10 protein-coding genes are annotated in these 14,060 nt (G+C 72.1%); 7 read left to right on the forward strand and 3 right to left on the reverse strand.

The window, feature by feature from the left end; all coding sequences use genetic code 11:
* Positions 1-619: 619 nt before the first annotated feature.
* Positions 620-1,570: a thiamine-phosphate kinase gene (locus FRADC12_RS08530; RefSeq protein ID WP_045876257.1), complete on the forward strand. Its 951-nt coding sequence runs from the start codon at positions 620-622 to the stop codon at positions 1,568-1,570.
* A gap of 405 nt (positions 1,571-1,975) precedes the next feature.
* Here the strand turns inward: FRADC12_RS08530 and FRADC12_RS08535 are convergent, their stop codons facing one another.
* The gene (locus tag FRADC12_RS08535) at positions 1,976-4,279 is read right to left on the reverse strand and encodes a hydantoinase/oxoprolinase family protein (protein ID WP_084010524.1); all 2,304 of its coding nucleotides are present in this window, start codon (positions 4,277-4,279) and stop codon (positions 1,976-1,978) included.
* A gap of 480 nt (positions 4,280-4,759) precedes the next feature.
* Between FRADC12_RS08535 and FRADC12_RS08540 the strand changes: the two genes are divergently transcribed.
* The 5 genes from FRADC12_RS08540 to FRADC12_RS08560 all read left to right on the forward strand — a co-directional run bounded on the left by FRADC12_RS08540 (position 4,760) and on the right by FRADC12_RS08560 (position 10,790).
* The gene (locus tag FRADC12_RS08540) at positions 4,760-8,458 is read left to right on the forward strand and encodes a multifunctional oxoglutarate decarboxylase/oxoglutarate dehydrogenase thiamine pyrophosphate-binding subunit/dihydrolipoyllysine-residue succinyltransferase subunit (RefSeq protein ID WP_045876258.1); all 3,699 of its coding nucleotides are present in this window, start codon (positions 4,760-4,762) and stop codon (positions 8,456-8,458) included.
* 191 nt (positions 8,459-8,649) lie between these two features.
* Positions 8,650-8,910 carry a toxin-antitoxin system HicB family antitoxin gene (locus FRADC12_RS08545; protein WP_045876259.1) on the forward strand — a complete coding sequence of 87 codons (261 nt, stop codon included), beginning with the start codon at positions 8,650-8,652 and terminating at the stop codon, positions 8,908-8,910.
* Positions 8,907-9,218, forward strand: a complete 312-nt coding sequence (locus FRADC12_RS08550; protein ID WP_045876260.1) for a hypothetical protein — start codon at positions 8,907-8,909, stop codon at positions 9,216-9,218. The genes FRADC12_RS08545 and FRADC12_RS08550 overlap by 4 nt, the downstream gene beginning before the upstream one ends.
* 43 nt (positions 9,219-9,261) lie before the next feature.
* The gene (locus FRADC12_RS08555) at positions 9,262-9,441 is read left to right on the forward strand and encodes a DUF6104 family protein (protein WP_045876261.1); all 180 of its coding nucleotides are present in this window, start codon (positions 9,262-9,264) and stop codon (positions 9,439-9,441) included.
* A 125-nt stretch (positions 9,442-9,566) separates the two neighbouring features.
* A complete protein-coding gene (locus FRADC12_RS08560; protein ID WP_198152832.1) occupies positions 9,567-10,790 on the forward strand; it encodes an NAD(P)H-dependent amine dehydrogenase family protein in 1,224 nt (407 codons plus the stop codon).
* Positions 10,791-11,014: 224 nt separating this feature from the next.
* Here FRADC12_RS08560 and FRADC12_RS08565 read toward each other — a convergent pair whose 3' ends face one another.
* Positions 11,015-11,989, reverse strand: coding sequence for a zinc-binding dehydrogenase (locus FRADC12_RS08565; RefSeq protein WP_045876263.1), 975 nt, complete (start codon positions 11,987-11,989; stop codon positions 11,015-11,017).
* A gap of 275 nt (positions 11,990-12,264) precedes the next feature.
* Between FRADC12_RS08565 and FRADC12_RS08570 the strand changes: the two genes are divergently transcribed.
* Positions 12,265-12,519 carry a hypothetical protein gene (locus FRADC12_RS08570; RefSeq protein ID WP_045876264.1) on the forward strand — a complete coding sequence of 85 codons (255 nt, stop codon included), beginning with the start codon at positions 12,265-12,267 and terminating at the stop codon, positions 12,517-12,519.
* Between the two features lie 214 nt (positions 12,520-12,733).
* Here FRADC12_RS08570 and FRADC12_RS08575 read toward each other — a convergent pair whose 3' ends face one another.
* Positions 12,734-13,972 carry an NAD(P)-dependent malic enzyme gene (locus FRADC12_RS08575; RefSeq protein WP_045876265.1) on the reverse strand — a complete coding sequence of 413 codons (1,239 nt, stop codon included), beginning with the start codon at positions 13,970-13,972 and terminating at the stop codon, positions 12,734-12,736.
* Positions 13,973-14,060 lie beyond the last annotated feature (88 nt).

Here is a 14,060-nt window from a genome sequence, read left to right on the forward strand (position 1 = left end):
CCGATGAACGCCGAACCTGCCGCTGGAACGGAACAGTTGACGCCAGCCAGGTCCTTGTGCCTGCCGCGTCGTCTGGCACCATTGTGGGCCAGGACGCGCCCGGGCGGACGGCCCGCCGGTGGTCAGGTCAGCCTGGGCGACGGAGACCGCAATCGCGCCGACCCTAACGCGGCGGAACAGTCAGCGTGCGTCCGGGGCATAGTGACGATCGACGCCCCGGCTATTTCGGCCCGCGATTCCGGCGCCGCACCGGGAGATTTCTCCAGCCGCGCCGGTCGCGCCGACAGAAATTCCCGAGAGGCTCAACTGAATCGCGCCAGGACCGGCCCCGCGCCGCTGGTCGTCATTTGACCGCATACGGTCGGTCCCGCCGGGGTCACTGGGCAATTCATCCCAAACCGCCTGCCCTCATTCCGCGCCGGCCGGTGGACACCCGCCGGCCGGCCATTCCGCGCGCCGTCCGCCGCTGGCCGGCCGGCCAGCCAGCCGGGAACGGCACGCGGGCGGCCGGCGACGTTAGAGTTCCGACGTGCGCCCGCCCGGCTTCGCCCCCGTCGCCCGATGACCGCGCGACCCGACGACCGTGACCCGACGACCGTGACCCGACGACCGTGACCCGATGACCGGAGTCCTTGCCGATCTTGGGGAGTTTGGCCTGATCAGGGCGATCACCGCCAGGTTCCCACCGCACGACGGGCTGCTGATCGGGCCCGGCGACGACGCGGCCCTGCTCGCCGCACCCGACGGCCGGGTCGTGGCGACGACCGACCTGCTCCTCGAGGGCCGGCACTTCCGCCGCGACTACTCGACCGGTTACGACGTCGGCCGCAAGGCGGCGGCCCAGAACCTCAGCGACGTGGTGGCCATGGGCGCCCGGCCCACGGGTCTGCTCGTCGGCCTCGCCGCCCCCGGTGACCTGCCGGTCTCCTGGGCGCTGCGGCTCGCCGACGGACTGCGCGACGAGTGCGCGGAGATCGGGGCGTTCGTGGCCGGCGGCGACGTGAGCTCCGCCGACCGGGTCCTGCTGGCGATCACCGCGCTGGGCGACCTGGGCGGGGCGGGCGCCGTCCGCCGCTCGGGGGCGCGCCCCGGGGACCAGGTCGCCGTGGCCGGCCGGCTCGGCTGGGCCCAGGCCGGCCTGGAGCTGCTCGGCTCCGGCGCGGCCGGCCCGCGCGAGCTGCTCGACGCGCACCGGCGCCCGCAGCCGCCCTACGCGGACGGGCTGGCACTGGCCGCGGCCGGCGCGACGGCGATGTGCGACGTCAGCGACGGGCTGCTCGCCGACGTCGGCCACCTGGCGTCCGCCTCGGGGGTCCAGGTGCAGCTGTGGGCCAGAGCCTTCGAGGTCGCGGAGCCGCTGCGGGCCGCCGCGGCGGCGCTCGACGCGGACCCACTGCGGTGGGTCCTCACCGGCGGTGACGACAACGCCTTCGTCGCCTGCCTCCCGCCGGACACCGCGTTGCCAACCGGTGCCCGCCTCGTCGGCCACGTCACCGAGGGCTCCGGCGTCCTGGTGGACGGTGCGCCCTTCGCGGGTCCACAGGGCTGGGACCACTACCGCCAGCCCTGAGCTACCAGCCGCTCTGAGCTACCAGCCGACCCTGCTGGCCAATTCGGGAGAGCCTCGGTGATCTAGAAGAGGCGCCCAGACATACGCCGCATAGCGGACGCCGGAGCGACCGCTCGCCCCCTGATCGGCGGCCAGTCCCGGCCGAATCGTAGCTGCGTGTAATTGGCCAGCAGGATCCCAGCCGCCCGAAAAACAAAGATCGCGCCTCCTCTGGGAGAAGACGCGATCTTCGATCGTTGACACCGGCCCGCCAGGTCGCCTCACGGGGCAAGGTCGCTCGTAGCGACAGTTTTTAGGTCCGGGGGCCATGATGCGGACCGGCTTGCCCATCGTAACGGCGCAGGCTGGCGCACTGTTCCCGGCGACAACCGACGGGGCGAAAGTCCCGACTATGCCCAATTCCGGTCACCCATCGTCACGGCCGTGCTGGAGGACGAGGCTGCCGACGGCGTCGACCCGCGCCGTCCAGCCGGGGCGGACAAGCGTGGTCGCCTCGTCGAACTCGACGACGGCCGGGCCGGGCAGCTCGTCGCCCGGCCCGAGCGCCGCCCGGGCGACGACGTCGACCTCCTGCCAGCCGGCGCCGAGCCAGACCTTGCGACGTGAGCGGCTGGCCGCCGCGTCGGCGGGCTCGGCGGTGAGCGCCGGTCGAACCCCTGGCAAGGTCGCGACCAGCCGGACGGCGACGGCCTCGACGTCCCGCTCCGGCGCGAGATGGCCGTACCGGCGGGCATGCTCGGCCTCGAAGGCGGCCCGCACGCCCGTCACCAGCGCCCGGTTCGCGGCCTCGGCCGGCGCCGCGTCTCCCCCACCGGCGGGCCGCGCCGGACCGGCGGAGACCGTCAGCTCGTGCGCCTGGCCGACATAACGGCAGTCCACCAGCCGCTCCAGCAGAAGGCCACCGTCCGGCCCGCCGGCCGCTGCGCTGCCCGCCGACCGGCCGTCCGCGGGCTCGCGGGGCCGTTCCGGCGGACCGGTGGGTTCGGCGGCCTGGAGCGCCGCCACGGTGAGCCGGTCGAACGCGCCGGCCAGGTCGACCTCGCCGAGCCGGCCGCGCAGCGGGGCGGCGTGGTCGCGGCGGACGTCACCGAGCGCCAGGCCCAGGGCCGAGAGCACCCCGGCGGCCCGCGGGACCAGCACGGTCGTCATCCCGAGCGCCTCGGCCAGGGCGCAGGCATGGGTCCCGCCGGCACCGCCGAAGGCGACCAGCGCGAGCGCGCGCGGGTCCAGTCCGCGCTCGACCGACACGACCCGCAGCGCCCGCGTCATCTCCGCGTCCGCGACGGCGACCACCCCGGCAGCGGCGGCCAGCGCGGACAGGCCCAGGCGGGCGCCGAGGCGCTCCACCGCGGCGGTGGCGGCGGCCAGCGACAGAGTGACCTCGGGGTCGTCCTGGTCGCCTCGTTCCCAGGCCGGCTCCGCCGTTCCGGGCGCGGCCTCGGCGCCGATCGCGCGCCGACCCCGGCCGAGGCTCGCGCCGTCGCCGAGATAGCCGAGCACGAGGTCCGCGTCGGTGACCGTCGCCTCGCGCCCGCCACGCTGGTAGCAGGCAGGTCCCGGGTCCGCGCCGGCCGACGCCGGCCCGACCCGCAGGGCGCCCCCGGAGTCGGCCCAGGCGATCGATCCACCACCGGCGCTGACGGAGTGCACGTCCACCGTCGGGAGCATGATCGGGACGCCGGCCAGGACGGACTCGGACGTGGTCAGCGCCTGGCCGTCGAGCACCGGCGCGACGTCGGTCGAGGTGCCGCCCATGTCGAACGTCAACAGGTCGCGGACCCCGGACAGCCCGGCCACGTAGGCCGCTCCCACCACACCGCCGGCCGGGCCGGACAGCACGCAGGTGGCGGCGTGCGCGGCCGCGTCGGCGAGCGCCGCGACCCCGCCCGACGACTGCATGACCAGCGGTTCGCCGATCCCCGCCCGCGCCAGCCGGCCGCGTAGCCGGGTCAGGTAGGAGGACAGCTTCGGCGTGAGGTAGGCGTCGGCGGTGGCGGTCGCGAACCGCTCGTACTCGCGGAACGCCGGCAGCACCTCGCTGGACGCCACGACCGTCACCCCTGGCAGCCGGGCCCGCAGGGCGTCGGCGAGCGCCCGTTCGTGCCCCGGCCAGGCGAACGAGAACAACAGGCAGACGGCCACCGCCGCGAGCCCCTCGACGCCCGCCACCCGACCGGCCACCCGGTCGATCTCGGCGGCGGTGAGGGGCTCCAACACGCCGTCGGGCCCGCACCGCTCGCGAACGGTGAACCGCAGCTCGCGCGGGACCAGGCTCGCCGGCCGGTCCCTGGTCAGGTCGTAGAGCGACGGCCGGTTCTGCCGGCCGATCTCGACGACGTCCCGGAAGCCGTGTGTGGTGACGAGCGCGGTTCGCGCGCCGGCCCGTTCGAGCAGCGCGTTGGTGGCGACCGTGGTGCCGTGCGCGAATCGCTCGATCCAGCCGCCCTGAGCCGCCGCTGTCCCGGTCTGCCCGGTGGTCCGGGATCGCTGCTCGAAGGCCACGGACAACGCCGCGAGGACCGCGAGCGAGGGATCCGCGGGGACGGATGGCACCTTCGCGTACAGCGTGTGCCCGTCCGGCCCGACGGCCGCGAGGTCGGTGAACGTTCCGCCGACGTCGATACCCACCCGGTAGCCGCCCGGGGCCGGCCCGGTCGCGGGCCGCGCGGGGCCCAGCTCCTCCGTCGTCGCCTGCCCGTCTCCCGCCATGGCGGGAGCGTCGCATACGGCCGCCTTCGTCCGCCGGCGCGGCGGCCATTGGCGGGTCTGTCAACACGCCACGGCGTCGGCCGCGGTTGCTGCCGCCGCGGCGATGCCGGGAAACTCACATCGCGCGGCATCGGCAAGCCGCGGGTAGCCGCGTCACCACGAGCGGCGACGACACGGCCCGGCGAGGAGACGAGGAGACGAGCGGGCCGGGACACGCAGGGACACCCGGCCCTCGACGCCACAAGGGAGTCACGCGACCACGTCTGGCCACCGCGAGCCCCGAATGGCGGCTCCGGGGGCTTGACCGCCGGCCGGATACTCATATGCCGCAATGGGCCGCGTGGGGGCGTTCGACCCTGGCGAGTAGCCTGACAGACGGTAGCGGAAGGGCCTTTCGAAGGTTGCCTTTCCGCAAGAGGTCGCAATTTCGATCTTGCAAAAGCTAGTGAAGTCAGACCGTGGATAGAGGCGATTGGCCCCGTGACAGCACCGGCGGTACCCGTGTCAGGACCGGACTTCGGAACCAACGAGTGGCTTGTCTTCGAGATCTACCAGCAGTACCTGGCGGATCCGGAGAGTGTGTCCCCCGAATGGCGTGAGTTCCTCTCCGATTACCACCCGGGCGCGCCCACCGCGACCGACCACACGGACCCGGAAAGCGCCCGCGCGGCCGTCGGGACGCTGCCCCCGACCCCAGCCGAGGCCGCGGCCAGCGCCGCGCCGGCCGAGGCCGCGCCAGCGCCCGCCGCCGCCACTGTCGCCCCCGCGGCCGCGCCGGCCGCGAAGCCGGCGGCTGCCGCCGTGCCCGCCGGGACGGCGACGACCACGCTGCGCGGCGCCTCCGCCCGGGTCGTCACCAACATGGAGACGTCGCTGCACGTGCCGACGGCGACCTCGGTGCGCGCCGTCCCGGCCAAGCTGATGATCGACAACCGGATCGTCGTCAACCGGCACCTGGCCCGCTCCCGCGGCGGCAAGATCTCCTTCACGCACCTCATCGGGTACGCGATGGTGAAGGCCCTCGAGGCCTTCCCGGAGATGAACAACTCGTTCGCGACCGTCGACGGCAAGCCGGCGCTGGTCCAGCCGGAGCACGTCAACCTGGGCCTCGCGATCGACCTGGTCACCGCGAAGGGCCGCCAGCTCGTCGTCGCCGCGCTCAAGGCGGCGGAGGCGATGGACTTCGCCCAGTTCTGGGGCACCTACGAGGACATCGTGCGCCGGGCCCGGACGGGCAAGCTCACCACCGACGACTTCACCGGCGTCACGATCAGCCTGACCAACCCGGGCGGCATCGGCACCGTGCACTCCGTGCCGCGGCTGATGGAGGGCCAGGGCACGATCATCGGCGTCGGCGCGATGGAGTACCCGGCCGAGTTCGCCGGCGCGTCCACCGAGACGCTGGCCCGGATGGCGATCTCCAAGGTCACCACGCTGACCAGCACTTACGACCACCGGATCATCCAGGGCGCCCAGTCAGGCGAGTACCTGCGCCGGATCCACCAGCTGCTGCTCGGCGAGGACGAGTTCTACGACGAGATCTTCCGCTCGCTGCGGGTCCCGTACGAGCCGGTCCGCTGGATCACCGACATCCCGACCAGCCACGAGGGCGACCTCGACCACAGCGCTCGGGTGCAGGAGCTGATCCATGCGTTCCGCGTCCGCGGCCACCTGATGGCGGACACGAACCCGCTCGAGTTCACCATCCGCAGCCACCCCGACCTGGACATCCGCAGCCACGGCCTGACGCTGTGGGACCTCGACCGGGAGTTCCCGGTCGCCGGGTTCGCCGCGCACCGGATGATGAGCCTGCGCGACGTCATGGGCGTGCTGCGCGACTCGTACTGCCGACGCGTCGGCATCGAGTACATGCACATCCAGGAGCCGGACGAGCGCAAGTGGATCCAGGCCCGCGTCGAGCGCTCCGCCGAGCGGCCCGACCCGGCCGAGCAGCTGCACGTGCTGGAGCGCCTGGGCGCCGCCGAGGCGTTCGAGTCCTTCCTGCAGACCAAGTACGTCGGCCAGCGGCGGTTCTCCCTGGAGGGCGCCGAGTCGGCCATCCCGCTGCTGGACGAGGTGCTCTCCCGGGCCTCGGGCGCGGGCATGGACGAGGTCGTCATCGGCATGGCGCACCGCGGCCGGCTCAATGTGCTGGCGAACATCGTCGGCAAGTCCTACCGGCAGATCTTCGCCGAGTTCGAGGGCCACCTCGACCCGCAGACCGCGCACGGCTCGGGCGACGTGAAGTACCACCTGGGCGCCGAGGGCCACTACCAGTGCCGGGAGGGCAAGCGGATCCCGGTCTCGGTCGTCGCGAACCCCTCGCACCTGGAGGCGGTCGACCCGGTCCTGGAAGGCGCCGTGCGCGCCAAGCAGGACATCCTGAACAAGGGCATCGAGGGCTTCACCGTCCTGCCGGTCCTCGTCCACGGTGACGCGGCGTTCGCCGGCCAGGGCGTGGTCGCCGAGACCCTGAACCTCTCGCAGCTGCGGGGCTACCGCACCGGCGGCACCGTCCACCTGGTGATCAACAACCAGGTCGGCTTCACCACGTCGCCCACCGAGAGCCGCTCGTCGGTCTATGCGACCGACGTCGCCCGGATGGTCCAGGCGCCGATCTTCCACGTCAACGGCGACGACCCCGAGGCGTGCGTCCGGGTGGCGGCGCTGGCGTTCGACTACCGCGAGGCGTTCCACAAGGACGTCGTGATCGACATGATCTGCTACCGGCGCCGCGGCCACAACGAGATGGACGAGCCGTCGTTCACCCAGCCGCTCATGTACGACGAGATCGCGGCCAAGCGCTCGGTGCGCAAGCTCTACACGGAGGCCCTCATCGGCCGCGGGGACATCACCCGCGACCAGGCCGAGGAGGCGATGAAGACCTACCGCCTGGAGCTGGAGAAGGCGTTCGCCGAGACCCGTGACACGACCGGCGACAAGGCCACCCCCCAGCCGCGGATCGTCATCACCGCCGAGGACGCGGCTGCCGCCGCCGCCGTTTCCACGGCGGTGCCGCTGGAGGTCGTCAAGCAGGTCATCGACACCCAGGTGAACCTGCCGGCCGACTTCACCGTCCACCCGCGCCTGCGCCCCCAGCTGGAGCGGCGGGCCCAGATGATCGAGAACGGCTCGATCGACTGGGCCTGCGCGGAGACGATCGCGCTCGGTTCCCTGCTGCTCGACGGCCGCTCGGTCCGGCTGACCGGCCAGGACAGCCGGCGCGGCACCTTCGGCCAGCGCCACGCCGTCCTCGTCGACCGCTACACCGGCCAGGACCACGCCCCGCTGCGCACCCTGCGCCGGGCCGACGGCGGCCAGGTCGGCACGTTCTACGCGTACGACTCGCTGCTGTCCGAGTACGCGGCGATGGGCTTCGAATACGGCTACTCGGTCGCCCGCCTCGACATGCTGGTCCTCTGGGAGGCCCAGTTCGGCGACTTCGCGAACGGCGCCCAGTCGATCATCGACGAGTTCCTCTCGGCCGGTGAGGCCAAGTGGGGCCAGCGCACCGCGCTGACGCTGCTGCTGCCACACGGTTACGAGGGCCAGGGCCCGGACCACTCCTCCGCCCGGATGGAGCGCTTCCTGACCCTCTGCGCGGACGACAACATGACGGTGTCGGCCCCCTCCTCGCCGGCCAGCTACTTCCACCTGCTGCGCCGCCAGACGCTCTCGCCGGTCCGCCGCCCGCTGGTGGTGTTCACGCCGAAGTCGATGCTGCGGCTGAAGGCCGCGACGGCAACTGTTCAGGAGCTGACGGCCGGAAGCTGGCAGCCGGTCATCGACGACGCGACGGTCACCGACCCGGCGGCCGTCCGCCGGGTGCTGCTGTCCGCCGGCAAGGTCCACTGGGACCTGGCCGACGCGCGGTCCCGCCGCGACGACAGGAACCAGTTCGCGCTGCTGCGGGTCGAGCAGCTCTACCCGAGCCCGGGTGCCGAGGTCGCCGAGGCGCTGCGCCGCTACCCGAACGTGACCGACGTGGTCTGGGTGCAGGAGGAGCCGGCGAACCAGGGCGCCTACCCGCACGTCGCCCTGCACCTGCCCGAGCACCTCCCGGCCGGGCTCCGGCTGCGCCGCGTCTCCCGCAAGGCGTCCGCGGCCCCGGCCTCGGGTTCGTCCAAGGTCCACGAGAAGGAGCAGAAGGCCCTCGTCGAGGCCGCCTTCGCGGCTTAGGCGGTCGGCCGGAACGGACGCTCCGCCCGTTCCGGCCGGTCAGGCTCGCCTTCCGTAGCTGCCGCGCCAGTTGCCCACTCCGCGGGACTGATCACTATGACACTGCACAAGGCGACACTGTCTGGTCAGAACCAGAGTGCGCACGAGCCAAACCTGCGGATCTTGCTGTCAGTCGCTGCTAGCATGCCGGCATGGCTCGTACGATCACACTTCGGCTGTCAGATGAGGTGTACGAGGCCGTCAAGCGGTACGCCGAGGCCGAACAGACCTCGATGAACGCCTGGGTCGAGGGTGTGCTGAGCACCGAGGACATGCGGCGCCGGTGCGCCGCGCACGGAGCCTGGATGCGGGCCAAGCCAGGAGTCGCCGCTGCGGCTCTCGCCTTCGGCGCCGCGAACCAGGCGGCGCTGGCCGAAGCTGGGCTTCCCAGCCTCAGCCCAACGGCGCTGTGACGGCACCTCGACGCGGCGAGATCTGGACGGCCGGCAGCGGCTTGACCGCACAGGCCGTGCTGATTATCAGTTCCACGGTCTACAACGAGATCGCGGACGAGCCGACGGTTCTCGTCGCGTTGGTCGTGACCGATGCGACCGACGATGGTTTCTGTGTCGCGCTGGGGGATGGCCAGTGGGCCGTTCTGGGACTGGTGACCTTCGTAGCCAAGGCTAGCCTGAGCGCCCGGCATCGCACTGTCGACATCCAGACCTTGACTGACGTCAACAACATGCTCTTCAAGATTCTCGCTACCCCCGAGCGCTGATCGGGTCCAGCCGGAAACCGCCGGGCGAGAAGAACGGAATCGTATGTACTTCACGGACCGGGGCATCGAAGAACTTGCTGCCCGGCGCGGCGAGGAGACCGTCACCCTCGAATGGCTCGCCGACTCACTGCGCACCTTCGTCGACCTGCACCCCGAACACGAGTCCGCCGTCGAGTCCCTGGCGACCTGGCTCGCCCGCCCCGACGACGACCCCGATCTCTGACCCCGCGCCCCACGGGCTGGCCTCGTTTCCCGTACCTGGGCGCCTCGCCGCGGGCCAGCGCGGCGCCCGCTCCGGTGCGGCGGCCGGCCCCGGCCGCCGCTGCCCACCGCGGATCTGGAACTCCCGTGACCGACGCGATATCGTCAGCACCGAATGCCATTGACGGTTTCATGCCCTACAAGACTCATGAGTACGAAATTCATGAGTACAGCGCTCATGCCGTACAGGGCTTTCGTGCGAGATCGGGCTCGTTCGATACACCGTTCGTGCCTCAAGCGTTTTTACGTCGTTCAGGAGGATCGATGCCTCAGGACCGCTACCGCGTCATTCAATGGACGACTGGCCGCGTCGGAAGTGTTGCGGTCCGACACTTCGCGGATAACTCCGCCTTCGATCTCGTCGGCGTGCTCGTCACCGACCCGGCCAAGGTCGGCAAGGATGCCGGCGACATCGTCGGTGCCGCCCCGACGGGCGTTCTCGCGACCGACGACGTGGCGGCGACGATCGCGCTCCAGGCCGACTGCGTCTTCTACACACCGGCGCGCGCCGACATCGACGTGATTTGCCGTCTCCTGCGCTCCGGCAAGAACGTCGTCGCGACCAGCAGCTACTTCTACCCGACCGAGAGCAATCGGCCGGGCGTCGAGAAGATCGAGGCCGCCTGTCGAGACGGCGGGACGTCCTTCCATGCCGCCGGCATTCATCCTGGCTACGCGGGCGACCTCCTCCCACTCACCCTGGCCCGGATCACGAGCAAGATCAGAAAAATCGAGATCTACGAGATCGTCGACGTCCTCACCGACGCCTCGGACCATGTCGACATCATGGGGTTCGGCCACACCCCGGATGAATTCCTCTCGGTGCCGAACATGTTAGGCCAGGCCGTCCCCGTCTTCGCCCAGTCCATGGCCATGATCGTGGAAGGGCTCGGGAAGACGGTCGAGAAGGTGACGTCCGAGCTGGAGATCGCCACTGCCACGAAGGACATCCCGCACGAGACGGGCGTCGTCCGGGCCGGCACGGTCGCCGCTCAGCACCACGAATGGTCGGCGTGGACGGATGGCGTGCCGCTGGTGGTGTTCCACGCGTTCTACGCACTCAGCGACGACATCGAACCCAGCTGGAACTGCGGCAAGACCCGTTACCGGATCCTCATCGAAGGCGACCCGTCGACGGAGCTCACTCTTGAAGGCATGCCCGGCCCGAACGGAGCCTGTGCCCACCCGGGCTACACCTGGACCGCGATGGCCGCCATCAACTCGATCCCGGACGTCTGCGACGCCGAGCCGGGCCTCGTCACGCACTTCGACCTGGGCCTCGTGCGGCCGCTCGGCCTCGTGCGGCCGTAGTCGACGACGGGAGGAGCACCGGCGCTGCTGTCGGCGGGTCAGCACCTTCCCGGCGCCGGTCGGCACCGAACTGGTCCGAGCGAGTCGCGGGCGCAAGCCCGGTAGTGATCACGACCAGCGACCCCGACGATCTCAGTGCCCTCGCCGCGGGCGACGCACGCATCCGCGTGGCGCCCGTCTGACCACCGGTTCCGAGAGCCGGCCGTGGCGGCCGGGCTTCTCGGTCAGACGGTCAGCACGAGCTTGCCGTAGAGCTCGCCCTGAGCCATGCGTTCGAAGGAGGCCCGAGCATCGGACAACGGGCGGACGTCGTCGATCAGCGGGCGAACACCGGTGCGGTCGAGGAAGGCGACCAAGGCGGCCAGCTCGTCGCGGGTGCCCATCGTCGAGCCCAGGACGTTGAGCTGCAGGAAGAAGATCCGGGTCAGGTCGGCGGGCGGATTCGGGCCGCTGGTCGCCCCGGAGCAGACCACCGTCCCGCCAGGGCGCAGTGACTTCAGCGAGTGCCCCCAGGTGGCGGCGCCGACCGTCTCGATGACGGCGTCCACCCGCGCCGGCACCCGCGCTCCGGTCTCCAGCGCGGCGTCGGCGCCCAGGTCGAGCGCCCGCTTGCGCTTCGTCTCGTCACGGGACGTGACGAAGACGGTATGGCCGGCGGCCTTGGCCAGCAGGATGGCGGCGGTGGCGACGCCGCCGCCGGCGCCCTGGATGAGCAGCCTGCCGCCACCGTCGGCGGGCAGGCCAGCCTTCGTGAAGACCATCCGGTAGGCGGTCAGCCATGCCGTCGGTAGGCAGGCCGCCTCCTCCCACGACAGCGACGCGGGTTTCGGCACCAGGTTGCGGGCCGGGACGGCGACCTGCTCGGCCAGCGTGCCGGGGTGCAGCTCGGAGAGCAGCGAGCGCTTCGGGTCGAGCGTCTCGTCCCCGCCGCCGGCGGCCGGGTCGCCGATCACCGCGTGGATCACGACCTCGGTCCCGTCCGCGGTGACACCGGCTGCGTCGCAGCCGAGGATCATCGGCAGCCGCTCGGCCGGCAGGCCCACCCCGCGCAGGCTGAACAGGTCGTGGTGGTTGAGCGCCGCGGCGCGGACCGAGACCGTCGTCCAGCCGTCCGGGGCGGCCGGTTCCGGCTGCTCCCCCACGGCCAGGCCAGCCAGTGGGTCGTCGGGGTTGATGGACACTGCAGCGGCGGCAAGCACGGACAAAACCTACGGCCGGCGCCCTACAGGTGCCACCTCAGCACTCACGGCCAAGACGCGCCACGTTCGGGCGGACGCCAGGAGGTCAGGCCGTCCTGGACCAACGTCCGCGGCGGACGGCCACGGCGCGCCCACGCCGCGGCCACAGCGGCCCGTGACTTCTCGGGGGGTGCCGGTCGCGGCCCGGCGCCGGATGTGCTGGACTCGTGACCGTGGTGGCTCCTGAACCGACGTCGCCCCCGACCGGACCAGCCGCCGCCAGGGCGGTGCCGCCCGTGACCGGCCCCGCCACGGTGCCCTCTGCGCCCCCGGCGCCGGCGGGCCGGCGCGCGCGCGGCCCGCGTTGGCGGCGCCGGGAGCCCGCCGACGAGCCGTCGCCAGAGCCGCGGCTCTACTCAGACGACGGCCTGCCCGTGTTCGTCGTCCCGCACGGCGACTTCGTCGCCTGCTCCTACACCGGCTGCGGCGCGCTGCGCCTGGTCGAGGACGTAGCCGCGAAGGCCCCCTGCACCGCCTGCGGCCGAGTCTGACGTCCACCCAACGAAGAACGCCGGGTGCCCGGCTCCTCTGAAGGAGCCGGGCACCCGGCGATCAACTCACCCCGCACCCTGCCAAGGTCCTGACCCTGGACAAGGTCCCACCCCGGCACTCCGCCCCGCCCCCGAACCACGCTGGGGAGGGCGCTCAGCGCCCGAGCCGGCGAAGAGGCCAGAGGCGCGAAGCGCCGTTTCTGGCCTCTTCGCCTTATCGCCGCGCGACTCCCTCGGCCTTCGCGGCGGCGGCGACCGCGGCGGCGACCGCCGGAGCGACCCGCCGGTCGAACGGGCTCGGGATGATGTGGTCCACGGCCAGCTCGTCCGCGATCACGTCGGCGAGCGCCCGGGCCGCGGCGAGCTTCATGCCCTCGGTGACCCGGCTCGCCCGCACGTCGAGCGCCCCGCGGAAGACACCGGGGAAGGCGAGCACGTTGTTGATCTGGTTCGGGAAGTCGCTGCGCCCGGTGGCGACGATGGCGGCGTACCGGCGGGCGACCTCGGGGTGAACCTCCGGGTCGGGGTTGGCCATCGCGAAGATGATCGAGTTGGGCGCCATGGTCGCGACGGCCTCCTCGGCCACCGTGCCCGAGGACAGCCCGATGAAGACGTCGGCCCCGGCCAGCGCCGCCTCGATCGAGCCGGACAGCCCCGCCTTGTTGGTCAGCGCGGCGAGCTCGGCCTTGACCGGGGTCAGGTCGGCCCGGCCGGTGTGGATCATGCCCTTGCGGTCGCCGACGGCGATGTCGCCGATGCCCGCCGCGAGAATGATCTTGGTCACGGCCATCCCGGAGGCGCCCGCGCCGGAGACGACCACCCGAAGGTCCTCAAGGCCCCGCCCTGTCAGCCGGGCCGCGTTCTCCAGGGCGGCGAGCGCGACGATCGCGGTGCCGTGCTGGTCGTCGTGGAAGACCGGGATGTCCAGGCGCTCCTGCAGCCGGCGCTCGATCTCGAAGCAGCGCGGCGCGGAGATGTCCTCCAGGTTGATCCCGCCGAAGCTCGGGGCGATCGCGGCGACCGTGTTGATGATCTCCTCGACGTCCTTGGTGTCCAGGCAGATCGGCACCGAGTCGACACCGGCGAAGTGCTTGAACAGCGCGGCCTTGCCCTCCATGACGGGCATGGCCGCGGCCGGGCCGATGTCGCCGAGCCCGAGCACGGCGGTGCCGTCCGTGACGACGGCGACCAGGTTGCCGCGCCAGGTGTAGTCCTCCGCCAGCGCCGGCGTCTCCTCGATCGCCAGGCACACCCGGGCGACCCCGGGGGTGTAGGCCATCGAGAGGTCGTCGGCGTTCTCCAGCGGGGAGGTCACCTCAAGAGCGATCTTGCCGCCACGGTGCAGCGTGAAGACCGGGTCGTCGTCGGACACCCGCGGGCTGACGGCGACGGAGGCGCCGGCGACGGAGGAGGAGATCTGGTCGAAGGTCTGGTGGTCTGCGGTCGCTGTCACGGAAGTGCTCCTGTTTGCGGGCGCCCTGTCGCCTGGCGTGGTAGCTGTGCTTGGCGCGGCTTCGGGGCTAATGCTGGTGGAGGTCCAG

The organism is Pseudofrankia sp. DC12 (assembly GCF_000966285.1).
In the GTDB taxonomy this organism is placed as follows: domain Bacteria; phylum Actinomycetota; class Actinomycetes; order Frankiales; family Frankiaceae; genus Pseudofrankia.

What these genes read in the sequence shown, in the direction of transcription:
- FRADC12_RS08530 (WP_045876257.1), top strand. Translation starts at nt 620, where the DNA reads ATGACCGGAGTCCTTGCCGATCTTGGGGAGTTTGGCCTGATCAGGGCG.
- FRADC12_RS08535 (WP_084010524.1), bottom strand. Translation starts at nt 4,279, where the DNA reads ATGGCGGGAGACGGGCAGGCGACGACGGAGGAGCTGGGCCCCGCGCGG.
- FRADC12_RS08545 (WP_045876259.1), top strand. Translation starts at nt 8,650, where the DNA reads ATGGCTCGTACGATCACACTTCGGCTGTCAGATGAGGTGTACGAGGCC.
- FRADC12_RS08555 (WP_045876261.1), top strand. Translation starts at nt 9,262, where the DNA reads ATGTACTTCACGGACCGGGGCATCGAAGAACTTGCTGCCCGGCGCGGC.